This is a genomic window from Paenibacillus sp. J22FR21 (assembly GCF_056269135.1).
Map to the genome: position 1 here is coordinate 1 of NZ_JBWDNJ010000016.1, position 26,520 is coordinate 26,520.

The window sequence follows — 26,520 nt, forward strand, 5'->3', positions numbered from 1 at the left end:
TTCCCAGTATGTAAGACCCCTGGAAGACGACCAGGTTGATAGGTTCGAGGTGGAAGTGCAGCAATGCATGCAGCTGACGAATACTAATCGGTCGAGGGCTTATCCTACGAATATCTGCTCGGATGTTCAACTTCGGACAATAATCAGCTAATGAAAAACCTTCGCAAAGGTTCGTATCCAGTTTTCAGGGCGTAAGTTAACCTGGTTATTACGGCTGCCTCAGTCGTGATGGACAAGCAGTACTATGAGGCAATTGTGTGGCGGTGTAGCTCAGCTGGCTAGAGCATTCGGTTCATACCCGGAGGGTCGGGGGTTCGAGTCCCTTCGCCGCTACCACACCTATATGGAGGCTTAGCTCAGCTGGGAGAGCATCTGCCTTACAAGCAGAGGGTCGGCGGTTCGATCCCGTCAGCCTCCACCATAATTTTTAAATGCGGAGCCGTGGTGTAGTGGCCCAACATGCCTGCCTGTCACGCAGGAGACCGCGGGTTCGAATCCCGTCGGCTCCGCCATTTAACTTTAAAAGTAAGGCTCGGTAGCTCAGTCGGTAGAGCAGAGGACTGAAAATCCTCGTGTCGGCGGTTCGATTCCGTCCCGAGCCACCATTATCTTGTGGAGGGCTAGCGAAGTGGCCAAACGCGGGAGACTGTAAATCTCTTCCTCACGGTTCGGTGGTTCGAATCCATCGCCCTCCACCATTCCTTTACAGTAAGAGTCATTAGCTCAGTTGGTAGAGCACCTGACTTTTAATCAGGGTGTCGTAGGTTCGAATCCTACATGACTCACCATTTCATAAACCATTCACCTGTAGGTCATTGACCTACAGGTTTTTTGTTGTTTTCTGCCCAAATATTACATGAGAGGTCAGAGTATTTCACCCTACTGCGGGTAAACTGAACACAAAGGGCTGTTCAGGGGGTCATATAGAGATGAAATACGTATTTGCTGCCATGCTTTGCTTTGCCATTGTTGTCGTATTGGTACCGATACTAAGGAAATATGCGATTCGTATGGGTTTTGTAGACAAACCATCTTCGCGTAAAATTCATCGCACTCCCATTCCGCTGATGGGCGGAGCTGCGCTGTATGCAGGTATTGTGATTACCTTGTTTATATTTCAAGGCGCAACCCCGCTAAGTATGGTCATCAGTATTGGCGGCCTGATGCTCGTAGTCATTGGTTTAGCGGATGATGCGGCGAAGGCAAACGGAGCGGAATTCCCGGTATGGCCCCGGGTGCTGATCTATTTGGCTGCGGCGATTCTGCCGCTATTCTTTGGTATTCGAATCGAAGGGCTGTCGAGTCCGAGCGGATTGATCCATTTTCCGACATGGCTCGGCACCATAAGCTCGATTATTTGGGTATTTGCACTGATCAATATGATTAATTTCATTGATGGCGTAGATGGTCTCGCTTCAGGGGTTTCGACCTTCTCTTCATTAACGCTATTTATTGCCGCGCTGCTGAAGCACCAACCTTCCACTGCGATGCTTGCCGTTATTCTCGTCGGGGCATGTCTGGCGTTTCTTATCTATAATTTCTATCCGGCCAGAATCTTCATGGGAGATGCCGGTGCTGCCTTCCTTGGTTATGCCCTGGCTGTAACTGCGGTGGATGGTGCTTTCAAGAGTGCTACGCTTGTTACCGTGGCAGTGCCGCTTCTGGCGCTGGGTGTGCCGATTCTGGATACTGCAGTCGTTATGCTTCGCAGACTGCTATCGGGCAAGGGACTGCACCGGGCGGACAAGCTGCATACCCACCATGTCTTGATGCGCTGGGGGCTAACCCAAATTCAAACCGTTTCCTTCATCTACCTGGTAGCGGCGTTGTTCTCCTTATTATCAATCGTTCTGCTGCTTGCCTTAAGCTGAAATAGATCCCAATCTATGGTACAATGTCCCAAGAAGAAACAGCTGCTACCGCCTGCACATGGTGGTGGAATAACGTTCTTCCCTAGAAGATAAGCGAAGTATGGTTAGAATTGTTACTTCCTTATATAATAAAGCGCATTTAGGCGTGGATAGGATAGGGGCAAGCCGATGAGTGAAGCAAAATGGATGGCGCAATTGCAAGCTGTTCTGGATTGCCCGGTCCGAGAGCATCAATTGCCAATTCAAGATTGGAGAATGCTGGCCGAGGAAAGTGCAAGCACAGAAGAGCAATCATCAATTAAAAATAATACGATTAGCATTGGGGATTACGTGCATGGTACCGAAGGTACCGTTTGGTTTGTCATGAATGTGAATTTGCACACTGTCGACCTGCTCGAAATTGAGCGGAGTCAATTAAGCGAGAAGGAACAGCGCCTCATTAGCTGGACATTATCCGAAATGCTGGCTGTACGCTCCAAGAGCTACGAAGGCGTTACGGAATCTGAACGTTACGCGCGAGAGCTGGGTGCCTGGATTGATGAGCAGCTTGATTCCACGGAGCCGAAGCACTCATTGCCGGAGCGACTTATCGCACGAGGAAGATTATTCTCCTCCATGATTCCTTTCATGCTCGTCTGTGAGCAGGCTGAATCCGGTCGATCCAGCTATAGCGAATTGGAGAAGCTGCTGCGTACGTTCCTTGCGGAAGAGGTCATTATCATTCCTCTTAAGGAGCAGGAATGGCTTGTATTAGGACCAGTTTCACTTATTCATGAAGCGCAGTCCGAGGAACGCGATGACGAAGAAGAGGAATCGGTCGAGGAAAGCTTAGCGTCCATCGTCAACGGCTTGAACGATATGCTGACCAGCGAATGGATGGGGGAATGCCATCTTGCCGTTTCCCAGCCGATCTCACCGGCAAATTCACTGGTTGGAACGACAGCGCTGCTGCGTGAGACGGTGCATTTGGGAAGAACGTTTTATATCGGATCCAATATTCATTTGCCATGGCTGCTGCATTTAGAGCGGCTGTTAAACACGATTCCTGAAACACATCGTCTTAAGTTTGTAGAGCAAGCGCTGAAGCGTACAGATGCTTTTCTAGACCCGGAGATCTTAACAACGCTGGAAACGTTCTTCAGTCTGGACTGCAATGTGAGTGAAACGGCGAAGAAACTCTATATTCACCGGAATACACTTCTGTACAGACTTGATAAGCTAAAACAAGAGACAGAACTGGATGTTCGGCAATTCCGTGATGCTGTACTCGTCAAAATTATTTTACTATTGTATAAAGTGACGAAAAGGTCGTAGTTTTTTTGTAAAGTATGTGCATAGTCATTAGGACAGCACTGATATAAACTAAGGTTATTGAATTACACTATTTCTTTTAGGGGGAAATACAATGGCTGGTGTACGCTTAGAGCACGTTTACAAAAAATACGCGGGAACTGATCTCGCTTCCGTAAAAGATTTCAACCTCGACATTAAAGACAAAGAATTTTTGGTTCTTGTCGGTCCATCGGGTTGCGGTAAATCCACAACACTTCGGATGATCGCAGGTCTGGAAGAAATCTCCGAGGGTAAACTGTTCATCGGCGAGCGTCTTGTTAATGACGTTGCCCCTAAAGACCGTGACATCGCGATGGTATTCCAATCCTACGCTTTGTACCCACACATGAACGTATACCAAAATATGGCGTTTGGCCTTAAACTTCGTAAATTCAAAAAAGCAGAGATCGACAAACGCGTTCGTGAAGCTGCTAAAATTCTTGATATCGAGCATTTGCTTGACCGTAAACCAAAAGCATTGTCCGGTGGTCAACGTCAGCGTGTTGCCCTAGGCCGCGCAATCGTTCGTGAACCACAAGTATTCTTGATGGATGAGCCGCTTTCTAACTTGGATGCTAAACTTCGTGGTCAAATGCGCGCGGAGATCTCCAAACTGGCTAAACGTCTTGAAACAACTGTTATCTACGTAACGCATGACCAAATCGAGGCAATGACAATGGGTGACCGTATCGTCGTTATGAAAGACGGTATCATTCAACAAGCTGCTTCCCCGGAAGAGCTGTACAACCACCCAGTTAACATTTTCGTAGCAGGCTTTATCGGCGCTCCTTCGATGAATTTCATCACGGGTACGCTTAGCGAAGGTGGCGGTACTGTTCGCTTCAAATCGACTAACATCGATGTTCTTGTTCCAGAAGGCAAAGCACAACAATTGAAAGAAAAAGGCCTTATCGGCAAAGAGATCATTCTTGGTATCCGTCCGGAAGATCTGCACGAAGAGCCTGTATTCCACGAAGCTTCCCCGCAAACAATCGTGAACGCTCACGTTGAAGTTGCTGAGAACCTTGGTCACGAAATGTTCTTGTACCTGAACGGTCTTGGCAAAGACACAGTAATCGCTCGTGTTGACGGCCGCTCCGGCGTTAAAGAAGGTACAAACGTTAAGCTTGCTCTTGATATGAACAAAGTTCATGTCTTCGACAAAGAGAGCGAACTGAACGTATTTGAAGTATAAGATAAGGCGCTGAGCCTTCCCTGACAACCGCCCGAATTATCGGGCGGTTGTTTTTATTTGTTATTTCCGATACGATAACGATATCTGGTTAATTAATCTAACAACTCGTAGCTGGCTGCGATTTTGAGGAGGCCGAAATAGTGGCTAAGAAAGTGAAAGTGTCCGATCTGGTAAGTCAATTTCAGCTTGAAATACTAAGTGGAGAAGACGGACTCCGCCGCAGCATTACGTTAGACGATTTATCGCGCCCCGGACTTGAGGTAGCAGGTTATTTCGACTACTATCCGAAGGAGCGCGTACAAATTCTGGGGAAAACCGAAATTTCTTTCATGGATACGCTTAGCACACAAGAACGTGTAGATCGCATGGAACGTTTATGCGATGATGAAACGCCTTGTTTCATCATTACCCGTGGCATGGATGCGCCGGCTGAACTGCTTGAGCAATCCAATCTGAAGCAAATTCCGGTACTTCGCAGCAATGCGGCTACGACAATCTTTTTAAGCCGAATTACCAACTTCCTTGAACGGAAACTGGCACCTTCTGCTACTATTCATGGTGTTCTTGTCGATGTCTATGGAGTGGGTATGCTCATAACGGGCGGCAGCGGAATTGGTAAGAGTGAGACTGCGCTTGAGCTGGTAAAGCGAAGCCATCGCCTTGTCGCGGATGATGCTGTTGAAATTCGCCAGACCTCAGATGGACAATTGCATGGTACGGCACCTGAACTTATTCGCCATTTACTTGAAATTCGCGGTCTTGGTATTATCAATGTCATGACGCTGTTCGGCGCCGGTGCAGTTCGCAACATGAAGAAGATCAGTGTGGTAATCAAGCTTGAGAATTGGCAAGCGGACAAGCAGTATGACCGGCTTGGTCTGGATGAAGAAACAACGAGAATTATCGATACCGACGTGCCGATCGTTACTGTCCCCGTTCGTCCGGGCCGAAATTTAGCAGTTATTATCGAAGTGGCTGCGATGAACTTCAGGCTGAAACGAATGGGCTATAATGCAGCTCTGCAGTTTACGAATAAGTTGACAGAAACGATCGCTGAAGATGCGGATGATTTTGATTGATTGTCGTCGTAGATACAATGAATGAATAGGTAGCCAGACTATCGATTATGGAGAGAGAAGGAGCCGTTGACGCATGTATGGATTACGTTTAGATCCGATTGCTTTTTCGCTGGGCCCTATTACTGTGCATTGGTACGGTATTATCTTGGGTACGGCAGCGCTTGTAGGATTGCTGCTAGCAGTCCGCGAAGGAAAACGATTCGGTTTATCTCCGGATTTCTTCATGGATTTACTGCTGCTTGGTGTTCCGTCTGCTATCCTAGGCGCGCGAATCTATTTTGTAGCGTTCAAGTGGGACGAGTATAAGGGCAATTTGCTCGATTTCTTTAAGATTTGGAATGGCGGTATTGCGATATTCGGAGCGCTTATAGGTGCGTTCATATGCGGTATTATATATTTCCGATATAAGGGCTACAGCTTCTGGAGAATTGCGGATATCTGTGCGCCATCGCTTATCGCCGGCCAGATGATCGGTCGTTGGGGGAACTTCGTCAATCAGGAAGCTTATGGCGGACCTGTTGAAGAGAGCTTCCTGCGTGACACGCTTCATCTACCGAATTGGATCGTAACCAATATGAATGTTGACGGTATATTCCATCATCCAACCTTCTTATACGAATCACTGTGGAACCTGCTTGTGCTGGTCGTGCTGCTTGTTATTCGTCGTCGTCCATTCCTGCGTGCAGGTGAGCTGTTGATGACGTACTTCATCGGTTACTCCATCGGACGTTTCTTCATAGAAGCATTACGTACAGACAGCTTGGCTTTCCATGGCGCTTCGTGGGCGGCTTCCGTTATGAATGCACTATGGTCGCCGATGGGCATTGTTTTCGATCAAGGTTACTTGAACCCTGCAGAGGGGAACATTCGGATTTCGCAGCTGGTATCGGTATTGCTGATTATCGCGGCGGTCGCTATGATCATCGGACGTCGTACTACTGGTGAAGCGAATGCACGTTATAGCGATCCGGTTATCAATTACAAAACCGGTTTAGAAGCAGGTGCAGCGCCTGAGAAGAAGGTTGATCGCACTGAGCCGGATAAGAAATCGGACGGTCAAGGTCACGGAGAATCGACATTAAAGGAGTAATAAATAATCGCATGGCAGCAGTAGTGAAAACAATGTTGTTTGACTTAGACGGTACGATTATGGACACGAATGAGTTGATCATTCAATCGTTCTTGCACTCTTTACAAGGAATCGTCCCTCCTGAGTTTGATCGGGAACATATTATTCCAAGCATGGGACAGCCGCTTACTATGCAAATGCAGCTATTCTCAGGTCGCGAAGATGTTACGGACCTAGTTGCGGCTTATCGTGAAATCAATCTTAAAATGCATGACGATTATGTATCGGCTTTCCCACAGGTTGTGGAAGTGTTCGCGCGTCTGCATGAAGCCGGGATAAAGATCGGAATCGTAACGACCAAAATGCGTCTGACGACGGAACGCGGTTTGCGTTATGTAGGCCTGTACGATTACGTGGAGCCAGGCGCGATCGTGACAATTGAAGATGTCGAGCATCCGAAGCCGCACCCGGAGCCGGTTCTGAAAGCATTAGAAGCATTAGGCGCAGATCCGGCGACGACATTGATGGTTGGCGATAGTGTGGTCGACATCGAAGCTGCTGAAGAGGCTGGGGTTATCTCGGTCGGAGTGGCGTGGTCACTGAAAGGTGAAGCGAAGCTGAAGGAAAGCGGTGCTCGTCATGTAATCCATGACATGCGCGAGCTGTATGCATTCGCGGGATTGGAGTAGAGCCCTACTTGAGAAACGTTGAGCGTTATCCGGTCGAAGGGCCAAATGCCCTATGGCAAGTATACCGAACGGTCAGCAGATGGAAGGCCGTACGGAATTTTATCTTCATCCAGATAGCGCGCTATTGTCCTTCTCTGCCAGTAAAGAACTGGATTTATCGGCATGTGCTTGGCATGAAGGTAGGGCGGCATTGCGCGTTTGCACTCATGGTAATGGTTGACGTCTTCTTCCCGGAGAAGATTAGTATCGGGGAGAACTCAATCATCGGCTATAATACGACAATATTGACGCATGAGTATTTGATTAAGGAATACCGGCTTGGCGAGGTTCGAATCGGCTCCAATGTCATGATTGGCGCGAACACGACGATCCTTCCCGGCGTTGTTATTGGGGATGGTGCTGTCGTCGCGGCCGGATCGGTTGTTCATAAGGATGTGCCGCCCGGAGCTTTCGTCGGAGGGAACCCGATTGCGATTATACGCAGCGGGACGGAACAAGGTACATAATGGCACTCTTTGCGGGTCAGAAACGGAGAGCGATGCTCTCCGTTTTTTCTATATCTACAGGCTTTGACAGTTGGATACAATTGGCTGTTTATGTATTGACGAATAGAGGGACGCGTGTTATTATTACGTCTAATCCTTTATTTTGGCAGTATGGTAATATGGTAACACGTTAACTAACTAAAGCATTGTAGGTGAGCATATAATGTCTAAACCGAAGGTATTTGAGAAGCCGATTGGCGTGAAAGATTATTTGCCTCATGCTGTAACGAAGCTGAGACAAATTGAGAATCAAGTGCTTGCATGCATGAGCTCATGGGGGTATGAGCAAATCATGACCCCTACTATGGAGTATTACGATACAGTCGGTGTTGCCAGCTCGACTTCCGACCAGAAACTATTCAAGCTGCTTAACAATCGCGGGACGACGCTTGTGCTTCGCTCCGACATGACGGCACCGATTGCGCGTGTCGTTAGTTCCGTATTGAAGGATGCGCAATTCCCTGTTCGTCTTTCTTATCATTCTAATGTGTTCCGGGCGATTGAAGAGGAAGCAGGCCGTGAGGCGGAATTCTTCCAAACCGGCGTTGAGCTTGTCGGAGACGCTTCCCCTGAGGCGGATGCCGAAGTGGTTGCGCTTGCGATCGCCTCGCTTAAAGCAGCAGGTGTGAACCGCTTCAAGATTGCAATCGGGCATGTTGGCTTCTTGAACGGTCTGTTCGAGGAAGCATTACCGGGGCAGGCAGTTGCTCAAGAAGAGCTGAAAGCCTACTTGCTTGGACGAGATTATGTCGGGTACCGCGAAGGCTTGCGGAAGCTGACACTGCCTGAGGCGATGCGCAGCGAGCTGGAAGGGATTACTCGTCTACGCGGCGGGCAAGAGATCTGCAGTCAAGCGCTGGCGCTTAGCCTTGATCAGACGGCGCAGGCTTCGATTCAGCATCTCTGCGAGATGTGGGATGTGCTTGAGGCGTATGGGGTGTGCGAGCATGTATTGATTGATTTGACGATGATTGGCGATTTTAAATACTACACCGGCATGACGTTCGAAGGCTATGCGGCGGATCTCGGATTCCCGGTAGCAAGCGGCGGCCGCTATGATAACTTATTGAAGCAGTTTGGCCGTCCGGCACCTGCAACAGGGTTTGCGCTTAAGACAACGAGGATTCTGGAGCTTATTGGGGACCATGCCAGCGAAACGAGAACGGAACGCGTGCTGATTGGTTACGATGCTGCCGGTCGTGCAGCGGCGCTCAATAAGGCGCGTGAGCTTCGTGAAGCGGCGGATACGATTAAAGGCGCCAATTGCGACGAGGCTATCAACGTGGTGACGGAGAAAATGGACGGGGCTGACGCCCAGCAGGCTTTGCTTGCTGCATCGGATTCAGTCGACGGTCAAGTGATCTACAAAGGCGTCACGTTTACGAAGCTGTTGACGTTCTTCGGCGGCGTTCAGGGAGGGACTTCAAGATGAGCATGACGAGCAACGGTTTATATACCGGCGACATATCGGGACGCGAGCTGCTCAAGGTCGCGATGCCTAAGGGACGTATCTATAAGGTGGCATCGAATCTGTTTCGGGAAGCCGGCGTGCCGATCCCCAGTGATTTTGACGACACACGGAAGCTTATTATCGAACTGCCGGAGCTAGGCATGTCTTTCATCATGGCGAAACCCGTCGATGTACCGACCTATGTCGAGTACGGCGTGGCGGATATCGGCATCGTAGGCAAAGATGTACTCATGGAAGAAAATAAAGACGTTTATGAGCTGCTTGATCTGGGTATCGCCAAATGCCGCATGTCCGTCATCGGACTGCCGGATTGGAAGCCGGTCATTCATCCTCGCGTGGCGACGAAGTATCCGAATGTGGCTTCGCAATATTTTCGCGAGTTGGGGCAGCAGGTGGAAGTCATTAAGCTGAATGGCTCTATTGAGCTGGCGCCGCTTATTGGGCTCGCTGATCGCATTGTCGATATGGTGGAGACCGGGCAAACGCTTCGCGAGAACGGACTTGTAGAGATGGAGACGATCTTCGGGATTACGAGCCGGTTGATTGCCAACCGTGTCAGCTACCGGATGAAGAATGATGCGATTCAGAGCTTATGCGACAAGCTGCAGACTGCGATTGCAGCTAAAGCAGGCGTATAGATAGCGAGAGAAAGCTGTCACCGCTAAGCGTAAACAAGTTTATGCGGTGGGAGAAGTGAAAGGAGCGGGTGGCGTTATGCGGAAGCTGCGTGCGGAGCAGTTTGGATTAACACGTAAGGTGGACTATGGCTCACCGGAACAAAATGAATCAGTACGTCAAATCGTTGAAGCGGTACGTACTGAAGGAGACGCGGCCTTGCTGCGCTATACCGAGCAGCATGACCGCGTAAAGCTGGATGAGTCGCAGCTGCGTGTCACAGAGCGTGAGATACAAGCCGCTTATGATCATGTCGATGAAGGTTTTCTTACGGCGATTCGTGAAGCTGCAGCGAACATTCGGAAATTTCACGAGAAGCAGATGCGTCAATCCTGGGTGGATGTACAGCCGGACGGTACGATGCTTGGACAACTGCTTAGACCGCTCAAACGTGTAGGGGTCTATGTCCCAGGTGGGAAAGCCGCTTATCCGTCTTCGGTGCTGATGAATGTCATTCCGGCACAGGTTGCGGGTGTTCCGGAAATCGTAATGGTGACACCGCCTTCTACAGGCGGCAAAGCCGGAATCGATCCCTATATTCTTGTAGCGGCTGCTGAAGCAGGCGTGAAGGAAATGTACCGCGTCGGCGGTGCGCAGGCGGTAGCGGCTCTGGCTTATGGTACGGCGACGATTCCGCCGGTGGATAAAATCTGCGGACCGGGCAACATCTACGTAGCCCTCGCGAAACGCTCGGTTTATGGGGTTGTCGCGATTGACAGTATCGCAGGTCCGAGCGAGATCGTTGTATTGGCCGACGAGACGGCTGACCCGGCTTACGTGGCCGCGGATTTGCTGTCGCAAGCGGAGCACGATGAGATGGCGTCCGCGATTCTTGTAACGACATCTGAAGCGCTTGGCGATGCTGTCGCGATCGAGGTCGAGCGTCAGCTGGCGCTGCTTCCGCGCGAAGGCACGGCGAGACAATCCATTGAGGGTTATGGCGCGATTCTGATCGCCGAAACGATGACCGAGGCGATTGACGCAGTGAACCGCATGGCGCCGGAGCATTTGGAAATTATGACGGCAGAGCCGATGGCGCTGCTCGGCCGAATCGAGAACGCCGGTGCGATCTTCGTCGGACCGTACAGCTCGGAACCGGTCGGCGATTATTATGCCGGTCCGAATCATATTTTGCCAACGAACGGCACGGCTCGCTTCTCGTCTCCTGTGAATGTGGATGACTTCGTGAAGAAGTCGAGCTTGATTTACTATAGCAAGGATGCGCTGCTTGCGAACGGCGATAACATTATGACGCTTGCTCGCCATGAAGGGCTTGAAGCGCACGCTAGGGCGATCGAAATTCGGCTGGAGCGGGAGCGTAACGCTTAGTAGCAGTCATTCGTTAGGGCAGCAATCGTCAAAAATATAGGGTACAGTGGAAAGAAGGATGGATGTTACATGGCAGAGAATCTCGCAATCCGCGCGGCCGAAGTTGCGCGTAAGACGAATGAAACGGACATTAAGCTGGCATTCGGAGTGGACGGAACAGGGATCTCCAAGATCGATACCGATGTTCCTTTCCTGAACCACATGTTGGATCTATTCACGAAGCACGGTTTATTCGACCTTACTGTGGAAGCACGCGGCGATGTAGATATTGACGATCACCACACGGTTGAAGACATCGGTATTTGCCTGGGTCAAACGCTTCGCGAAGCAGTGGGAGATAAACGCGGCATTAAACGTTACGCTTCCGTGTTCGTACCCATGGACGATGCGCTGGCTCAGGTGGTCATTGATCTGAGCAACCGTCCGGCTTTCGAATATCGCGCGCAGTATCCATCCCAGCAAGTGGGCAGCTTCCAAGTGGAGCTGGTTCACGAGTTTCTGTGGAAGCTGGCGCTTGAAGCGCGCATGAACCTGCATGTTATCGTACATTACGGCGTGAATACGCACCATATGATCGAGGCGGTGTTCAAGGCGCTTGGCCGTGCGCTGGATGAAGCGACTACCATTGACCCGCGCGTGCAAGGAGTGCCTTCGACGAAAGGAGTGCTGTAGGATGATCGCGATCATCGATTACGGCATGGGTAATCTACACAGCGTCAGCAAGGCTGTAGAGCGACTGGGGTATGAAGCGGTCATAACCGCGGATGCCCAGGAGATCATGGAGGCGGACGGCGCGATTCTGCCGGGTGTTGGCGCCTTCGGTGATGCGATGCAGAATTTGCAGAATACCGGCCTCGAAGAAGTGACTCGCTACTATGCCGCATCCGGCAAGCCGCTGCTTGGCATTTGTCTTGGCATGCAGCTGCTGTTCAGCGAGAGCGAGGAGTATGGACAGCATCAAGGCTTGGGGCTGTTGCCCGGCAGCGTCATCCGCTTCCGCGGAGACTTCAAAGTGCCGCATATGGGCTGGAACAAGCTGACGTTTAAGCAGGAGAGTCCGCTGTTTAAAGGGCTTGAGGAAGGACATGTGTACTTCGTCCATTCCTTCCATGCGAAGCCGCAGCGCGGCGATGATCTGCTTGCGATTACGGACTATAACGGTCCGGTTACCGCGATTGTCGGCAGAGGCAATGTGTACGGCATGCAGTTCCATCCGGAGAAAAGCGGCGAGCTCGGCATGAGCCTGCTACGGAATTTTCTGGCACTTACGACAGAATCACTTGAAACCGCTCGATAGCAGCGAGTGGTGTTCTATATATCAAGCTAGAAGGGAGGCGGCATTCGGATGCTGGCCAAACGTATTATTCCATGTCTGGACGTGAAGGACGGCCGGGTTGTGAAAGGAGTCAACTTTGTCAACTTGCGCGATGCAGGCGATCCTGTAGAGCTTGCAGCCATTTACGACAAGGAAGGCGCGGACGAGCTTGTTTTCCTTGATATCTCCGCTTCGGTTGAAGGCAGAGCGACGATGATCGAGGTCGTCAAACGAACGGCCGGCGAAATTACGATACCTTTTACGGTAGGCGGTGGCATCTCTCACGTCGATGATATGAAGCGGCTGCTTCGCGCCGGAGCCGACAAGATTGGCATCAATACGGCAGCGGTAAAGAACCCTTCGCTAGTGAAGGACGGAGCTCGAAAGTTCGGCTCCCAATGTATCGTGGTTGCGATCGATGCCAAGTTCAACCCGGCTTGGGGCGAATGGGAAGTGTACACGCACGGCGGACGTACAGCGACCGGGATTAAGGCGCTTGCTTGGGTGAAAGAAGTGGAGTCGCTTGGAGCGGGCGAGATTTTGCTCACAAGCATGGATGCGGACGGTACGAAGGACGGGTTTGATATTAAGCTGACTCAAGCGGTATCGCAGTCAATCGGCATTCCGGTTATCGCGTCCGGCGGTGCCGGCAAGGTGGAGCATTTCTACGATGTATTTCAGCAGGGTCATGCAGATGCGGGTCTTGCAGCAACGATTTTTCATTATAAAGAATTGACGATCCGCGATGTGAAGGATGACTTGCGGCTGAAAGGAGTCGAGATCAGGTGAGTACTGGACAAGGAATAGAGACGGTTGCTGCAGCGATCAAATGGAATGAGGCCGGACTCGTACCGGCAATCGTGCAGGATGCCAATAGCAAAGAAGTTCTTATGATGGCTTATATGAATGAGGAGTCGCTTGGTCGTTCGATCGCGACAGGCGAGACATGGTTCTGGAGTCGTTCGCGGGGCGAATTGTGGCACAAGGGAGCGACAAGCGGCCATACGCAGCGAATCGTCTCGATGCATTATGATTGCGATGGCGACACACTGCTGCTTCGCGTCGAGCAGACCGGACCGGCTTGTCACACAGGCTCGTACAGCTGCTTCACGAATGAAGTGACGGGCATTCAAGGTGTAGATGAGAATGCGACAACGCTGACAAGCGACCGATTCGCGATGCTGAATCAGCTCGAAGCCATAATCGCACAGCGTTATACAGAGCGTCCGGAAGGTGCGTATACAACGTATCTGTTCGAGAAAGGCGTCGACAAGATCTTGAAGAAGGTCGGCGAAGAGTCGGCAGAAGTCATTATTGCAGCTAAGAACAAAGACAATGATGAGCTGCGCTGTGAAACGAGCGATCTGATCTTCCACTTGATGGTGCTGCTTCGCGAGCGCGGCTTGTCCTTGGACGAGGTCATGACTGAGCTTGGTCGTCGTCACAACAAATCCAAACAGCCGAAGTAATTGAAGTCAAGCGGCTGTATAAGGAACCGAGCCTGATTGTCAGTGCTCGGTTCTACGGCGTTTTGCCATAAAACGTTCATAAATCGGGACAAACCGAGCTAGCTGTTGAAAGATGCCGAGAACGTGCAATTGTTGCGGATAATGGGTCTTTTTGCGCATTTGATCGTTTTTTGAAATATTACGATTTCCATGTATAATGAAGGGTGTCGAATCAAGCGGTGTTTTTGATGCATGTAAATAAAAAGTGGTCTAATCGCTCAGGAGGGTATTATGTTGTTTAGCGACAAGCTGCGTATTTTCTCGGGGTCCTCGAATCCCAAACTTGCGGAACGGATCTGCGAGAATCTAGGTCTGGAGCTCGGTAAAATCAAAGTGTCTCGTTTCAAAAGCGGTGAAATTTATGTTCACTACGAGGAAACAATCCGTAATTGTGATGTATTCCTTGTACAGTCGTTCTCACATCCGATCAATGATCATTTTGTCGAATTGCTCGTCATGATCGATGCGGCGAAGCGTGCTTCCGCGCGTACCGTCAACATCATCGTGCCGTACTATGGTTACGCACGCCAAGAGCGCAAAGCGGCTCCGCGTGAACCGATCTCGGCTAAAATGCTTGCGGACGTACTGACGACCGTTGGTGCAAACCGCGTGATTACGATTGATCTGCACGCACCGGCGATCCAGGGCTTCTTCAATATCCCTGTTGATCATCTGACTGGCCTAGATCTAATCAGTGATTACTTGAAATCGAAGAACATTAAGAATCCGATTGTAGTATCTCCGGATGCGGGCCGTGCCTCGACTGCCGAGAAGCTGGCTAACTATCTGGATGCACCGTTCGCGATTATGATTAAGAAACGTCCGGCACACAATGAATCCGTCATAACGCATGTTATCGGTGATGTAGAAGGCCAGACTCCAATAATTATCGAGGACTTGATTGATACGGGCACGACGATCGTCAATGTTGTGGAAGGTCTCAAAGAACGCGGCGCTGAAGATGTGTACGTGTGTGCAACGCACCCGCTCTTCTCCGGCCCTGCAGTGCAGCGATTAGACCATCCGAATATTAAAGAAGTCGTAGTAACGGACTCTATTGCGCTGCCGGAGAACTGTTCCGACCGCTTCACCGTATTGTCTGTAGCGCCAATCTTAGCCGAAACGACGCGCATTATCATTGAAGGCGGCTCCATCAGCACGCTCTTCAAAAATGCCGGAATCTAGGCAATATACGGCCTGTACGTAAGGCCAAACTCCGAAATCGCGGGCGAATGCCCGCGATTTCCCACATATTCTTTCGTGTAAGGATAGGCCGCGCTATGGTATAATCGTAGAATATTTGATGTACCGGGGAGGTGCCTTTTGTTATGAAAGAAAAGAAAATTGCGGTAGCCAGCCACAGCACGAAAGTCATTCCGATACAATGGGACGCAACCTTCTTCTTCGAGCGAGCGGTTCGGTCGATGGATCGTTATCATTATGACAAGGCACTGAAGTATTTCCGCCGCGCGGCCGAGTATGAACCGGATAATCCGGTGAATCATTGCAATATGGCCGGCATTTTGTCAGAAATGGGCAATTACGAGGAATCGAACCGAATCTTGTCGTCGATTGTGAACGAGCTCGATCCGGAGATGACGGAATGCCATTTCTATATGGCGAACAATTTTGCCAACATGGAGAATTACGAAGCCGCTGAGGATTCACTCGTGAAATACCTGGAGGAAGATCCCGAAGGGCAGTTTCTCGATGAAGCCGAAGAAATGATGGAGCTGCTCCACTTTGAGCTGGAGCGTCCGATGAAGCTGGCTTATATCAAGGCGCGCGAAGGATTCTTCGAACATGACCGAGCAAGGTCCATGCTCGAAGAAGGCAAGTTTGTTGAAGCGGTGCGATTGCTGGAGAGTATTGTCGAGAAGAACGGCGAATTTCTTGCGGCTCGCAACAACCTAGCGTTAGCCTACTACTATATGGGTATTTTCGACAAAGCGATGGTCACGATTCATCAGGTGCTGGACATTGAACCGGGCAATTTGCATGCGCTATGTAACCTGGCGATCTTCCATCAGCATGCCGGTGATCAGGAACAGCTGAAACCGTTAGTGGAGCTGCTTTGCAAAACCGTGCCATTCCATCAGGAGCATGTGTTTAAGTTAGCTACAACAATGGGTATTCTAGGGGAACACGGCGAGGCGTACCGTCACTTCATTCGTCTGCTCAAGGACAATGCGTTGAAGTCTGATCCGTGTCTCTACCACTATGCGGCCGTTGCGGCTTGCAATATGGGGCGTTACGAAGAGGCTAAGAAACTGTGGCATCAGGTCAGTAAGCTGGACAGCGAATCGCATGTACCGGGCTACTATCTGGAGCAGCTTTCGCTTATGGAGAAGGGTTTGAATGTGGCGCCTACGAGCTACCATTATCACCTGCCCTTCGAAGAGCAGTTCAAGCTGTGGGAGAAGTCGACCGAAGCGCTGCCTGATCATATGAAGCGGGATCCGCTTGTTCGTTCTTCGTTCTTCTGGGCGCTGCGACATGGCGACAGACATACGAAGCTGCAAGTTATCCAAGCTCTTGGTATGATTGCCGATAATGAAGTGAAGGATGCGCTGCGTGATTTTATCGTAGAGCCGCAGGAAGATGACTATTTGAAACGAATTGCGATCTTCGTGCTTCGTTCCATCGGCGTGCATGAATCGCTTAAAGCGGTGCTTGAAGGCAAAGAAACGGTTATCGAACATAGCCGGATGCCCTCGAGACTTCCGGTTTGGGAGGATAAATGGCAATCGGTTCTTGAAGCAGCATTGCAGCGGATGAACAAGCATTATGACCTCGTTCAGCAGCATGATTTGCTCACGCTGTGGATTGAGTTTCTTTCGCGGATATACCCCAACGTGCCGAAACTTGGAAAAGTGGAAGGCTGGGCTGCTGCGCTTGAGTATTTGACAGCCAAAATGCACCGGAGAGAAATTTCCTACCACGAGGTATCTCAGCGGTATGGGACGTCGATTGCAACGGTTAGCAAATGCGCCAAACGCATTGATGAAATATGCGGTATTAAAGAAAAAATGAGAATGACATTCCCGGGGCTTGCGGAACATCGCGACTAGGGGAGTCCATGCTTAGGAGGTAACATCTGTGCATAAAGCAATTATTATCGGAACAGGCCCTGCAGGGCTGACAGCCGCGATCTACTTGGCTCGTGCGAACATGAACCCGCTTATTATTGAAGGTCCTGAGCCGGGCGGACAATTGACGACAACGACAGAGGTTGAGAACTTCCCGGGTTTCCCTGATGGCATTATGGGTCCTGATCTGATGGCCAACATGCGTAAGCAAGCGGAGCGCTTCGGTGCGGAATTCCGTACAGGCTGGGTTAATTCGGTAGATACTTCGAAGCGTCCGTTCACAATTCAAGTGGAAGGGCAAGGCGAGCTGCAAGCAGAATCCCTCATTATCTCTACGGGTGCTTCGGCTAAATACCTCGGTATTGCTAACGAACGCGAGAATGTTGGACGCGGCGTAAGCACATGTGCAACTTGTGACGGATTCTTCTTCCGCGGTAAGAAAATTATCGTGGTAGGCGGCGGCGACTCCGCTATGGAAGAAGCGAACTTCTTGACGCGTTTCGCTTCGGAGGTCGTACTCGTTCACCGCCGTCCAGAAATGCGCGCTTCCAAAATCATGCAGGACCGTGCACGCGAGAACAGCAAGATTACTTGGGCGCTTGATCGCACACCGCTGGAGGTTGTCGCAAATGACATGGCTGTAACCGGCCTTAAAGTGCGCAACAACCAAACAGGGGAAGAGGAAGTTATCGAAACTAACGGAATCTTCGTTGCGATCGGCCACACGCCGAACACGAAATTCCTCGGCGGCCAGCTGGAAACAGACGAGACAGGCTATCTGATCGTGAAGCCGGGTACATCGGAAACGAACATTCCCGGTATCTTCGCTTGCGGCGATGTACAGGACAACAAGTACCGCCAAGCGATTACAGCGGCGGGAAGCGGCTGTATGGCTGCACTTGATTGTGAGAAATTCATTGAAGGTCACGCCGTGCATGACTGGAGTCAATCGGTATAATAGCAAGCTGCGTACTGCATCAAGAGTGGCTCTGCACAAGTGAATGACGTATGGATGACGCTGTCCGTAGCAACGGACGGCGTCACTTCATGTTAGCGCGGCTGGGGCAGTTTCATCCCTTATATTATTAAGCCTAAGACCCGTTAATTTCACCTGATAGAGCGAGCCTTGAAATACAAGAAAGTAAAGGTTTCACTCTACACTCACCTTGTATTTCTACGGAATGAAACGCGCTGCGCCACCAATGGGATGGCGGCAGCCGTTTCACCTTGACCAGTTGGAAGCGTTCGCTTATAGTTTAGTTGGAACAGAAGTAACCCCAGATCCTTATATTATAGAGGTGGCCTATTATGTCTGAGAAAATAGTCGTTGGAGTAGATATTGGCGGTACAACAATTAAAGTTGGTATTTGCAGTATGGAAGGCGCATTGTTGCATACGTTTGAAGGAGCAACTGAAGTTGAGAAAGGCTCTGACGTCGTTTGCGCGAATATCGCTGACTATGCCAAGCTGATCGTCGAACAGTCCCCATTCACGTGGGAACAAGTAGAAGGCGTAGGCATTGGTATTGCCGGTTTCCTCGATATCCCGAACGGCATCGTAAAGCAGTCGGTTAATCTGTTCTTTGATCATGTTCCTCTGAAAGCGATTCTTGAAGAGAAGCTTGGTAAAAAAGTACTAGTCAATAATGACGCAAACGTTGCAGCACTTGGAGAAGCATGGGCGGGAGCAGGCCGTAATATTTCGGATTGCGTATGCTACACGCTTGGAACAGGCGTTGGCGGCGGTGTAATTATAAACGGTAAAATCGTAGAAGGTTTCGCAGGCATGGCCGGCGAGCTGGGTCATATTCCGATCGTGCCGGATCTCGAAGCGATTCAATGCGGCTGCGGCAGAATGGGCTGCTTGGAGACGGTTTCTTCCGCTACGGGTATTATCCGTATGGCGAAAGATGCTGTCGAACGCGGGGATCGCACTTCGCTTTCGTTCGTAACGAATATTATGGCGAAGGATGTCGTAGATGCAGCTAAAGCCGGAGATGAAGTAGCGGCTCGTATCGTTGCTCGCGCAGCGCATTACTTGGGTAAGTCGATGGCTACCGTAGCGGTTGTTCTTAATCCGCAGCGTTTCATCATTGGCGGCGGTGTATCCAAAGCAGGCGAGTTCCTGTTTGAACAAATTCGTGAAGCATTCAAGAAGTCAGCACCTGAAATGGCGCAAGAAGGCGTTGAAATCGTACCGGCTATTCTTGGTAACGATGCAGGCGTTGTCGGTGCGGCTGGTCTAATTATTCGTGCGTAGAACGTCATGGTAGACGGTGGGGGGGATTGAGTGTGGAAGCGGGAACAGCGATGGCAAAGCTAGTCATCATTACAGGCATGTCCGGTGCTGGTAAAACGATTGCGGTACAAAGCCTGGAGGATCTCGGATTTTTCTGCGTAGATAATCTTCCGCCGGTGCTCATTCCGAAGTTTGCGGAGCTCATAGAACAGTCCAATGGCAAAATCGGCAAGGTCGCACTCGTAATTGATTTACGAGGACGCGAGTTTTTCACGGCTTTGTCTGAATCACTGAACTATATGAAGGAGCACTACACGATTGGGTATGAGATTCTCTTCCTGGATGCAACGGATGGCGTGCTCGTGCAGCGTTATAAGGAAAGCCGCCGACTTCATCCGCTGGCTTCGGAAGGATTGCCGCTGGAAGGCATTAAGCTGGAAAGACGTATTCTTGAGGATCTGAAAGGCTGGGCGACACAGGTTATCGATACAAGTAACTTGAAACCGGCTCAGCTGAAAGAACGAATCATGTCTCGCTTCACGAACTCAGATCTCAATACAATCTCTATTAATGTCACTTCATTTGGATTCAAATATGGAATCCCAATCGACGCCGATCTCATATACGATGTTCGTTTTCTCCCGAATCCGCATTATGTCGATCATTTGCGCCCCAATACGGGCCAAGATCCAGAAGTGTTCGAGTATGTGATGAAATGGCCGGAAACACAGGCATTCCTCACGAAGCTGCTCGATATGCTGCAGTTTCTTATTCCCCTTTATCGGAAAGAAGGCAAGAGCCAGGTTGTGATCGGGATTGGATGTACGGGCGGTAAACACCGTTCGGTCGCCATTGCCGAATATCTAGGGCGAATGCTTGGCAGCAGTGACACAGAGCTCGTTCGAGTCAGTCATCGAGATTCAGATCGTGATCGGAGCTGAGGTAATCGTGGCAGAACGGAGAAAAGAACAGAAGCCCCGAATTGTTGTTATCGGCGGAGGTACAGGGCTGTCGGTCATGCTGCGTGGATTGAAAGAGAAGCCGCTTGATATAACGGCCATCGTAACGGTGGCCGATGATGGCGGAAGCTCCGGTATTCTGCGAAATGAACTGCAGATGCCGCCTCCGGGCGATATCCGCAACGTGTTGATTGCCCTTGCCGACGTCGAGCCGCTTCTCTCCGATTTGCTGCAGTATCGGTTTAATTCCGGAAACGGCCTTGCGGGTCATAGCTTAGGCAACTTGATGCTTGCGGCAATGACCGACATCTCCGGTGATTTTGTGTCCGGCGTTCGAATGCTCAGTAAAGTGCTTGCGGTTCGCGGACGTGTGCTGCCTGCTGCAGGTGAAGCCATTGTGCTGAAGGCGGAGACGGTGGACGGCACGATCATTACAGGCGAGTCGAACATTCCGAAGGCAGGCAAAGCGATTAAGCGGGTCTTTATTGAGCCGCCAGATGTCGAGCCTCTGGAAGAAGCCGTGGAGGCAATCCGTGAAGCCGATGCAATCCTGATCGGTCCGGGCAGTCTCTATACGAGCATTATCCCGAATTTGCTGGTGCCTAAGCTGGCTCAAGCAATCGTGGATTCCAATGCGGTGAAGATGTTTGTATGTAACGTAATGACGCAGCCGGGAGAAACGGATAATTATTCGGTAAGCGACCATTTGGCTGCTGTACATGCGCATATCGGTCATCATCTGTTCGATTATGTCATCGTTAACGACGGTGAAATACCTGAGCAGGTGCAAAATAAGTACGCCGAACGAGGTGCAAAAGCTGTACATCTTGATCTCGAAGAAGTGAAGCGGCGCGGCTATGAAGTTATTGCAGATCGGCTCGTACTGTTTCGCACGTATTTGCGTCATGATGCAGCTAGGTTAAGTCATCATATTTATCAGCTTGTGGAAAACTGGATGGAACGAAAGAGGTGAGTTACATTGTCTTTTGCGGGACAAACCAAAAAAGAATTGACGCTCATCGAAGCCGATCCGTGCTGTGAGAAGGCGGAGCTCTCTGCATTGATTCGAATGAACGGCTCGGTTTCGTTGTCGAGTCGAAAGGTAATACTCGATATATCGACGGAAAACGCGGCGATTGCAAGACGGATCTATTCCCTCATCAAGAAGCAGTTCGCTGTTCATACGGAGCTGCTGGTTCGCAAGAAGATGAGATTGAAGAAGAATAACGTCTATATCGTGCGGATTCCGACCAACGTGCAAGAGATATTGAGTAACCTCAAAATTGTCTCCGAGGGCTTCATGTTTAACCAGGGCATCGACAGGGACATTATTCGCAAGTCATGCTGCAAACGTTCCTACTTACGCGGCGCGTTCCTGGCCGGGGGTTCCGTAAATAACCCGGAAGGATCGTCCTACCACCTGGAGATAGCCACCATGTATGAAGAGCACTGTCAAGCGCTCGTGGAGCTGGCGAATAAGTTTGAACTGAACGCCCGCTGCATTGAACGTAAGAAAGGATTCATCTTCTACATGAAAGAGGGCGAGAAAATTATCGAGCTCCTCAGCATCATCGGTGCCCATCAAGCGCTCTTCAAATTCGAGGATGTACGCATCATGCGTGATATGCGTAACTCTGTCAACCGAATCGTCAATTGCGAGACGGCGAATTTGAACAAAACGATTGGTGCGGCCGTGAGGCAGATCGATAATATTAAGCTGCTCGAGCGTGAGGTGGGGCTGGATACACTGCCAGATAAGCTTCGCGAGGTGGCCAATATACGGCTGTTGCATCCGGATTTGAATTTAACGGAAGTCGGCGAGATGCTCAAGGGCAAGGTGAGCAAGTCCGGTGTAAACCACCGTTTGCGCAAAATCGACGAGTTAGCCGAAAAATTAAGGAACGGTTAGGCAGAAGGCTAGTGTAGACTTTAGAAAAGTGATATAATAGCGAATAAAATGACTTGGTGCAAATGATCGCAAGATTGAATTTCGTATAGGGGGTAAGGTTTCCATGACAAGGCATCCGGTTGTCGTTCGACTGAAGACAGGTCTTCATGCAAGACCGGCCGCACTTTTTGTTCAGGAAGCGAACAAGTTTTCTTCCGAGGTGTTCGTAGAGAAAGACGATAAAAAAGTGAACGCTAAATCGATTATGGGTATTATGAGTCTTGCTATCAGCTCAGGTACTGAGGTTACAATAAGCGCGGAAGGTTCCGACGCCGATCAAGCTGTAACCGCTTTAGTCAACCTGGTTAGCAAGGAAGAGCTTGAAAACCAATAATCAGACATAAACGCATCGAAGAAGCTCCCTATTGGGGGTTTTTTCTATTTAATGGGCAATTATTGGCTGCATTGCCGCAACAAACGATTGGAGAACAGCGTCTGAGTAGATAGAACCAAATATGGAGATTGAAGGGGGCTGAACGTGATGGTGAAGTTGCAATCCAAATGGCTGATGGTACCAGTACTGGCACTTGCGGTAGGCGTAGGGGCAATGTTTGGGGCAAGCGGTCATGGCAGCAATGAGGTGTATGCGGTGGATAATGGGGTCATGGTACAGAAGAGCACGATTACAGTAGCGGGCACTGGTAAGCTGGAGGCGGCACCGGATGTGGCATATCTTAGCGTAGCGGTAGAAGCGCGCGCGGCTACGGCGAAGGAAGCACAGTCGAAGAATGCGACACAGTTCGCAGGCTTGAAGAAAGTGTTGTTCGACACGTACAAGATGAATGCGAAGGATGTCAAGACGGTAGGATTCTACGTGCAGGCGGAATATGAATACAACAGCAAAGACGGCACAAGCAAAATCAAAGGCTATCTGTCCGTGCACAACATCCAAATTACAACACGTGATTTAGATGGCATCGGCAAATTGCTGGATGATCTGTCGGCTAATGGCGCTAACCGGGTAGACGGTGTTCAGTTCAATACCGAGAAGCAAGAGCAATATGAGATTCAAGCGCTTGAGAAAGCAATGGCTAACGCCAAAGTGAAAGCAACTGCACTTGCGAAGGCGGCTGGCAAACAAGTGAAGGAAGTCATCAGCATCTCGCAGAATGGCATGAGCAGCGGACCCATCTACTACGGCCGGGATCAAATGGCTCCGGAAGCAGCGGGTATGGCTGATAAAGCGGAAACGAGTGTGCAAACCGGGGTAATTAATGTATCTGCGGATGTTACAGTCGTATATGAAATGCAATAATACGACGGCGGTATACTAGCGAAAAAATAAGGCAGACCACTCTCCATAATGGAGAAGGGTCTGCCTTATATGATGATCTGGACGACATGAGTTAGGCTAATGATTTCCGCTCATCAGCAGTGGACAAACCACGTTGCTCAATAGCGTGCTCAATCAGCGCAATAAACTCTTCGGATAAACGCATCGCTCTAGCTTCATGATACACTTCAATTAAATGAGTATCGCTAAGTGGACGCAACAGGAGAGACTTGTCCTGCATAGGCAAGAAGAGATTCTGATTATCTGTTTCAGTTGTGGCATGCTGAAAGTTAGGTTCATACGATGGCGTGTAGGAAGTGAAGACGCTGCCAGAATCACTGGATCGAATGAAATTTCGCACGCTTGCGAATGGGTTCGTAAGTTTCATGCGTGTGCAACTCCGTTTATATTAGATTTCCGAAACATGTCCTAAGTGACGGTGGATATGGAATCATTTAGTACATCTTATCATGATTTGATGGAGCAGTCCCTTCCCATTCAGCGCTTCAAATTGTCATTGACATAATCAATTAACTATGGTAATCGATTGAAGGCAGATAAAAAAGAGCGTTAATCCCGCAAAGGATTAACGCTCTCTTCTGTTTCTTATCCGCAATGGCTATTGGCTTACAATTTCTCGATAACCTTATCAACGAGGCCGTAAGCTGCTGCTTCTGCAGCGGACATGAAGTAATCGCGGTCGGTATCGCGCTCGATCTTCTCAAGCGTTTGGCCGGTATTCTCCACTAGAATCCGGTTCAGCGTATCGCGCGTTTTCAAGATGTGCTTCGCACGGATCTCGATATCGCTTGCTTGACCTTGTGCTCCGCCAAGCGGCTGATGAATCATGACTTCACTGTTAGGAAGCGCGTAACGTTTGCCTTTAGCGCCGGCTGACAGCAAGAATGCGCCCATCGAAGCGGCCATACCCACGCAAATGGTGGAAACAGACGGTTTAATGAAATTCATCGTATCGAAAATGGCGAGACCTGCAGAGACCGAACCGCCAGGGCTGTTAATGTAAAGCGAGATGTCCTTATCCGGATCGTCGGCTGCAAGGAACAATAGCTGCGCGATAATGGAGTTAGCCACCATATCGTTGACTGGCGTGCCTAGGAATACAATTCGATCCTTCAGCAAACGGGAGTAAATGTCGTATGCGCGTTCGCCGCGGTTGTTCGATTCGATAACCATTGGTACGAAACTCATCGTAAGTCCCTCCTCTAGAACATTCATATAGTGGTGAAACGCAGATGCAGCAATCGGAGTGGTATGATCACCCTTGATTATTGAACTGCTAATAAATTCATCATAACGGATTGTGAATTAAAAGTCAAAGATGGTCAAATTGTCTGTAAACAAGCTAAACAGGCAGAAATGAAGGTTACATTCGAGTAGAAATGGAGATGCTGTTGGAGGTGAGCTTCTGCCTGAAACATGAAGAAGGACCCTCCGATAAATCGGAAGGTCCTTCATTATGAGACATTCATTATAGTTATTATGGCGCGCCCGCGAGGAATTGAACCTCGATCTCAGGCTCCGGAGGCCTACGTCATATCCATTGGACCACGGGCGCAAAGTGACAGCGAAGATAAGTATATGTGATTGAGGAAAGAAAAGCAAGGCTGCTAGAGAAATTAATTTTGTGCAAATCGTGACAGTAAACGGTTTCATTAGGCAAACTGATCTTGCCCCTGACTTCAGTTTGGGTTACAATAGCTGTGGGACTTAAAAAGAGCATATGGGACGAAACGCGTCCCTGTGATTGTCCTAAGAGATATGAAAGCCTCTCTCTGCAACAGGAGTTGATGTTGGAAGATGCAATCTCTCATCGAAATACAGCAGCAGCTTCTGCCAGACTTACTAATCGTCATGAGGAAAAGGTATCTTATTCTCCGTCAGGTCATGCTCTCGGATATGATCGGTCGGCGCACGTTAGCGGCTTCACTCGATATGACAGAGCGGGTGCTGCGCGCAGAAACGGATTTTCTCAAAGCACAGGAGCTTCTCCTCATTGATGCTGCAGGGATGCGGATCAGTGATGCCGGTAAACGGCTGCTTGAGGATATGGAGCCTTTCTACAAAGCGATGTTCGGATTGTCGGAGCTGGAAGAGAGAATTCGCAAGCATTTTGGTTTAAAGCAAGTTGTTATCGTCTCCGGTGATTCCGATGCTTCCCCTCATACTAAGCGGGAGTTGGGACGAGCAGGATGCGCAGTACTGAGCAGAGCGATGAAGAACGACGATGTCATTGCCGTAACAGGCGGATCGACATTAGCTCAAGTCGCCAATCAACTGACTGTGCAGACACCGCTCAAAGGCAATTGGTTCGTACCGGCGCGTGGCGGACTTGGCGAAAGCTTGGACTACCAAGCCAATACGATTGTTTCGACAATGGCTAAGCGAACAGGTGCGCAATACCGGATGCTTCATGTACCGGACCACTTGGGCGAAGAAGCGTACACCTCCTTGATGCAGGAACCGAACGTGAGGGAGATTGTGGAAGTTATTCGCAAAGCCCGCATCGTCGTTCATGGGATCGGGGACGCTATGGTAATGGCTCGTCGCAGACGCGTGGATGCGGCAGTCGTCGATGCACTCAAGGCTGAAGGAGCGCTTGCTGAATCATTCGGGTACTATTTTGACCGGAGCGGTTCTGTCGTTCATAAGATGCTCACTGCAGGTCTTCGAATCGAAGACATTATGGAAACTGAGGTTGTCATTGCGATTGCAGGCGGCCGCAGTAAAGGTGAAGCGATCGCAGCTGTAATGCGCTTTGGACATGATGATGTACTCGTCACCGACGAGGCAGCTGCCCTTGAAATTGCAGCGATCATCGATCAGGAACAGTAAGTGTTGTGATCTTGACGAGTGGACTGCCGGAAACCGGTGTCCAACGCCTCGTCTTGAGATAAATGAAATTATGCCTAGGAGG

26 protein-coding genes, 7 tRNA genes and 1 rRNA gene are annotated in these 26,520 nt (G+C 49.9%); 31 read left to right on the plus strand and 3 right to left on the minus strand.

Features of this window, described 5'->3' with window-relative positions:
• The 30 genes from AC0YNS_RS30715 to AC0YNS_RS30860 form a co-directional block, all read left to right on the plus strand.
• Nucleotides 1-107, plus strand: a 23S ribosomal RNA gene (locus AC0YNS_RS30715); the annotation flags it as partial.
• Nucleotides 108-259: 152 nt separating this feature from the next.
• Nucleotides 260-336: transfer RNA gene (locus AC0YNS_RS30720), tRNA-Met, on the plus strand.
• A 9-nt stretch (nucleotides 337-345) separates the two neighbouring features.
• Nucleotides 346-421 (plus strand) — tRNA-Val (locus tag AC0YNS_RS30725).
• A gap of 14 nt (nucleotides 422-435) precedes the next feature.
• Nucleotides 436-512: transfer RNA gene (locus tag AC0YNS_RS30730), tRNA-Asp, on the plus strand.
• A gap of 17 nt (nucleotides 513-529) precedes the next feature.
• Nucleotides 530-605: transfer RNA gene (locus AC0YNS_RS30735), tRNA-Phe, on the plus strand.
• Nucleotides 606-614: 9 nt separating this feature from the next.
• Nucleotides 615-698 (plus strand) — tRNA-Tyr (locus AC0YNS_RS30740).
• 14 nt (nucleotides 699-712) lie between these two features.
• Nucleotides 713-788, plus strand: a tRNA-Lys gene (locus AC0YNS_RS30745).
• A 141-nt stretch (nucleotides 789-929) separates the two neighbouring features.
• Nucleotides 930-1,871: an MraY family glycosyltransferase gene (locus AC0YNS_RS30750; RefSeq protein ID WP_475784683.1), complete on the plus strand. Its 942-nt coding sequence runs from the start codon at nucleotides 930-932 to the stop codon at nucleotides 1,869-1,871.
• Nucleotides 1,872-2,039: 168 nt separating this feature from the next.
• Nucleotides 2,040-3,185, plus strand: a complete 1,146-nt coding sequence (locus AC0YNS_RS30755) for a PucR family transcriptional regulator (RefSeq protein ID WP_475784684.1) — start codon at nucleotides 2,040-2,042, stop codon at nucleotides 3,183-3,185.
• Between the two features lie 91 nt (nucleotides 3,186-3,276).
• Entirely contained in the window at nucleotides 3,277-4,398 is a 1,122-nt protein-coding gene (locus AC0YNS_RS30760) for an ABC transporter ATP-binding protein (protein ID WP_475784685.1), read from the plus strand.
• A 140-nt stretch (nucleotides 4,399-4,538) separates the two neighbouring features.
• A complete protein-coding gene (gene hprK / locus AC0YNS_RS30765) occupies nucleotides 4,539-5,477 on the plus strand; it encodes an HPr(Ser) kinase/phosphatase (protein WP_475784686.1) in 939 nt (312 codons plus the stop codon).
• 73 nt (nucleotides 5,478-5,550) lie between these two features.
• On the plus strand, nucleotides 5,551-6,567 hold the full coding sequence (gene lgt, locus AC0YNS_RS30770; protein WP_475784687.1) for a prolipoprotein diacylglyceryl transferase: 1,017 nt from the start codon (nucleotides 5,551-5,553) through the stop codon (nucleotides 6,565-6,567).
• Between the two features lie 11 nt (nucleotides 6,568-6,578).
• A complete protein-coding gene (gene ppaX, locus AC0YNS_RS30775; protein ID WP_475784688.1) occupies nucleotides 6,579-7,235 on the plus strand; it encodes a pyrophosphatase PpaX in 657 nt (218 codons plus the stop codon).
• Nucleotides 7,236-7,243: 8 nt separating this feature from the next.
• Nucleotides 7,244-7,741: an acyltransferase gene (locus tag AC0YNS_RS30780; protein ID WP_475784689.1), complete on the plus strand. Its 498-nt coding sequence runs from the start codon at nucleotides 7,244-7,246 to the stop codon at nucleotides 7,739-7,741.
• Between the two features lie 202 nt (nucleotides 7,742-7,943).
• Nucleotides 7,944-9,212, plus strand: coding sequence for an ATP phosphoribosyltransferase regulatory subunit (locus AC0YNS_RS30785; RefSeq protein ID WP_475784690.1), 1,269 nt, complete (start codon nucleotides 7,944-7,946; stop codon nucleotides 9,210-9,212).
• A complete protein-coding gene (gene hisG / locus AC0YNS_RS30790; protein WP_475784691.1) occupies nucleotides 9,209-9,889 on the plus strand; it encodes an ATP phosphoribosyltransferase in 681 nt (226 codons plus the stop codon). Before AC0YNS_RS30785 ends, hisG begins: the two co-directional genes overlap by 4 nt.
• 76 nt (nucleotides 9,890-9,965) lie before the next feature.
• Complete coding sequence (gene hisD, locus AC0YNS_RS30795; RefSeq protein ID WP_475784692.1) at nucleotides 9,966-11,255, plus strand: histidinol dehydrogenase; 1,290 nt, start codon at nucleotides 9,966-9,968, stop codon at nucleotides 11,253-11,255.
• 69 nt (nucleotides 11,256-11,324) lie between these two features.
• Nucleotides 11,325-11,927, plus strand: coding sequence for an imidazoleglycerol-phosphate dehydratase HisB (gene hisB / locus AC0YNS_RS30800; RefSeq protein WP_090986089.1), 603 nt, complete (start codon nucleotides 11,325-11,327; stop codon nucleotides 11,925-11,927).
• Between the two features lies 1 nt (nucleotide 11,928).
• The gene (gene hisH / locus AC0YNS_RS30805) at nucleotides 11,929-12,552 is read left to right on the plus strand and encodes an imidazole glycerol phosphate synthase subunit HisH (RefSeq protein ID WP_475784693.1); all 624 of its coding nucleotides are present in this window, start codon (nucleotides 11,929-11,931) and stop codon (nucleotides 12,550-12,552) included.
• A gap of 48 nt (nucleotides 12,553-12,600) precedes the next feature.
• Nucleotides 12,601-13,359, plus strand: coding sequence for an imidazole glycerol phosphate synthase subunit HisF (hisF, locus tag AC0YNS_RS30810; RefSeq protein ID WP_090986093.1), 759 nt, complete (start codon nucleotides 12,601-12,603; stop codon nucleotides 13,357-13,359).
• Entirely contained in the window at nucleotides 13,356-14,039 is a 684-nt protein-coding gene (gene hisIE, locus AC0YNS_RS30815) for a bifunctional phosphoribosyl-AMP cyclohydrolase/phosphoribosyl-ATP diphosphatase HisIE (protein ID WP_475784694.1), read from the plus strand. The genes hisF and hisIE overlap by 4 nt, the downstream gene beginning before the upstream one ends.
• A 273-nt stretch (nucleotides 14,040-14,312) precedes the next feature.
• Nucleotides 14,313-15,263 (plus strand): ribose-phosphate diphosphokinase, encoded by a 951-nt coding sequence (locus AC0YNS_RS30820; RefSeq protein WP_475784721.1) that lies wholly within the window; start codon nucleotides 14,313-14,315, stop codon nucleotides 15,261-15,263.
• A 143-nt stretch (nucleotides 15,264-15,406) separates the two neighbouring features.
• A complete protein-coding gene (locus AC0YNS_RS30825; protein ID WP_475784695.1) occupies nucleotides 15,407-17,149 on the plus strand; it encodes a tetratricopeptide repeat protein in 1,743 nt (580 codons plus the stop codon).
• 28 nt (nucleotides 17,150-17,177) lie between these two features.
• The gene (gene trxB / locus AC0YNS_RS30830) at nucleotides 17,178-18,125 is read left to right on the plus strand and encodes a thioredoxin-disulfide reductase (protein ID WP_475784696.1); all 948 of its coding nucleotides are present in this window, start codon (nucleotides 17,178-17,180) and stop codon (nucleotides 18,123-18,125) included.
• Between the two features lie 350 nt (nucleotides 18,126-18,475).
• The gene (locus tag AC0YNS_RS30835) at nucleotides 18,476-19,426 is read left to right on the plus strand and encodes an ROK family glucokinase (RefSeq protein WP_090986100.1); all 951 of its coding nucleotides are present in this window, start codon (nucleotides 18,476-18,478) and stop codon (nucleotides 19,424-19,426) included.
• Between the two features lie 50 nt (nucleotides 19,427-19,476).
• Nucleotides 19,477-20,346 (plus strand): RNase adapter RapZ, encoded by an 870-nt coding sequence (gene rapZ / locus AC0YNS_RS30840; protein ID WP_090986174.1) that lies wholly within the window; start codon nucleotides 19,477-19,479, stop codon nucleotides 20,344-20,346.
• A gap of 4 nt (nucleotides 20,347-20,350) precedes the next feature.
• Nucleotides 20,351-21,337 carry a gluconeogenesis factor YvcK family protein gene (locus AC0YNS_RS30845; RefSeq protein ID WP_475784722.1) on the plus strand — a complete coding sequence of 329 codons (987 nt, stop codon included), beginning with the start codon at nucleotides 20,351-20,353 and terminating at the stop codon, nucleotides 21,335-21,337.
• A gap of 6 nt (nucleotides 21,338-21,343) precedes the next feature.
• Nucleotides 21,344-22,273 carry a DNA-binding protein WhiA gene (gene whiA / locus AC0YNS_RS30850; RefSeq protein WP_475784697.1) on the plus strand — a complete coding sequence of 310 codons (930 nt, stop codon included), beginning with the start codon at nucleotides 21,344-21,346 and terminating at the stop codon, nucleotides 22,271-22,273.
• Nucleotides 22,274-22,376: 103 nt separating this feature from the next.
• Nucleotides 22,377-22,646, plus strand: coding sequence for an HPr family phosphocarrier protein (locus AC0YNS_RS30855; RefSeq protein WP_090583454.1), 270 nt, complete (start codon nucleotides 22,377-22,379; stop codon nucleotides 22,644-22,646).
• 147 nt (nucleotides 22,647-22,793) lie between these two features.
• Complete coding sequence (locus tag AC0YNS_RS30860; RefSeq protein WP_475784723.1) at nucleotides 22,794-23,567, plus strand: SIMPL domain-containing protein; 774 nt, start codon at nucleotides 22,794-22,796, stop codon at nucleotides 23,565-23,567.
• Nucleotides 23,568-23,658: 91 nt separating this feature from the next.
• On the opposite strand, the gene sda is transcribed toward AC0YNS_RS30860, so the two are convergent.
• The 3 genes from sda to AC0YNS_RS30875 all read right to left on the minus strand — a co-directional run bounded on the left by sda (nucleotide 23,659) and on the right by AC0YNS_RS30875 (nucleotide 25,161).
• On the minus strand, nucleotides 23,659-23,973 hold the full coding sequence (sda, locus tag AC0YNS_RS30865; protein ID WP_475784698.1) for a sporulation histidine kinase inhibitor Sda: 315 nt from the start codon (nucleotides 23,971-23,973) through the stop codon (nucleotides 23,659-23,661).
• A 239-nt stretch (nucleotides 23,974-24,212) separates the two neighbouring features.
• A complete protein-coding gene (gene clpP, locus AC0YNS_RS30870) occupies nucleotides 24,213-24,794 on the minus strand; it encodes an ATP-dependent Clp endopeptidase proteolytic subunit ClpP (RefSeq protein WP_475784699.1) in 582 nt (193 codons plus the stop codon).
• 292 nt (nucleotides 24,795-25,086) lie between these two features.
• Nucleotides 25,087-25,161: transfer RNA gene (locus tag AC0YNS_RS30875), tRNA-Arg, on the minus strand.
• 242 nt (nucleotides 25,162-25,403) lie between these two features.
• On the opposite strand from AC0YNS_RS30875, the gene AC0YNS_RS30880 reads away from it, so the two are divergent.
• On the plus strand, nucleotides 25,404-26,438 hold the full coding sequence (locus tag AC0YNS_RS30880) for a sugar-binding transcriptional regulator (RefSeq protein ID WP_475784700.1): 1,035 nt from the start codon (nucleotides 25,404-25,406) through the stop codon (nucleotides 26,436-26,438).
• Nucleotides 26,439-26,520 lie beyond the last annotated feature (82 nt).

Bases quoted from the DNA above. Each gene is read 5' to 3' on its own strand.
- AC0YNS_RS30825 (WP_475784695.1), top strand. From the start codon at position 15,407: ATGAAAGAAAAGAAAATTGCGGTAGCCAGCCACAGCACGAAAGTCATT.
- ppaX (WP_475784688.1), top strand. From the start codon at position 6,579: ATGGCAGCAGTAGTGAAAACAATGTTGTTTGACTTAGACGGTACGATT.
- AC0YNS_RS30855 (WP_090583454.1), top strand. From the start codon at position 22,377: ATGACAAGGCATCCGGTTGTCGTTCGACTGAAGACAGGTCTTCATGCA.
- clpP (WP_475784699.1), bottom strand. From the start codon at position 24,794: ATGAGTTTCGTACCAATGGTTATCGAATCGAACAACCGCGGCGAACGC.
- AC0YNS_RS30860 (WP_475784723.1), top strand. From the start codon at position 22,794: ATGGTGAAGTTGCAATCCAAATGGCTGATGGTACCAGTACTGGCACTT.
- AC0YNS_RS30760 (WP_475784685.1), top strand. From the start codon at position 3,277: ATGGCTGGTGTACGCTTAGAGCACGTTTACAAAAAATACGCGGGAACT.
- AC0YNS_RS30880 (WP_475784700.1), top strand. From the start codon at position 25,404: ATGCAATCTCTCATCGAAATACAGCAGCAGCTTCTGCCAGACTTACTA.
- rapZ (WP_090986174.1), top strand. From the start codon at position 19,477: ATGGCAAAGCTAGTCATCATTACAGGCATGTCCGGTGCTGGTAAAACG.
- AC0YNS_RS30785 (WP_475784690.1), top strand. From the start codon at position 7,944: ATGTCTAAACCGAAGGTATTTGAGAAGCCGATTGGCGTGAAAGATTAT.
- hisF (WP_090986093.1), top strand. From the start codon at position 12,601: ATGCTGGCCAAACGTATTATTCCATGTCTGGACGTGAAGGACGGCCGG.
- hisB (WP_090986089.1), top strand. From the start codon at position 11,325: ATGGCAGAGAATCTCGCAATCCGCGCGGCCGAAGTTGCGCGTAAGACG.
- AC0YNS_RS30750 (WP_475784683.1), top strand. From the start codon at position 930: ATGAAATACGTATTTGCTGCCATGCTTTGCTTTGCCATTGTTGTCGTA.
- hisG (WP_475784691.1), top strand. From the start codon at position 9,209: ATGAGCATGACGAGCAACGGTTTATATACCGGCGACATATCGGGACGC.
- hisD (WP_475784692.1), top strand. From the start codon at position 9,966: ATGCGGAAGCTGCGTGCGGAGCAGTTTGGATTAACACGTAAGGTGGAC.
- AC0YNS_RS30755 (WP_475784684.1), top strand. From the start codon at position 2,040: ATGAGTGAAGCAAAATGGATGGCGCAATTGCAAGCTGTTCTGGATTGC.
- sda (WP_475784698.1), bottom strand. From the start codon at position 23,973: ATGAAACTTACGAACCCATTCGCAAGCGTGCGAAATTTCATTCGATCC.
- lgt (WP_475784687.1), top strand. From the start codon at position 5,551: ATGTATGGATTACGTTTAGATCCGATTGCTTTTTCGCTGGGCCCTATT.
- AC0YNS_RS30835 (WP_090986100.1), top strand. From the start codon at position 18,476: ATGTCTGAGAAAATAGTCGTTGGAGTAGATATTGGCGGTACAACAATT.
- hisH (WP_475784693.1), top strand. From the start codon at position 11,929: ATGATCGCGATCATCGATTACGGCATGGGTAATCTACACAGCGTCAGC.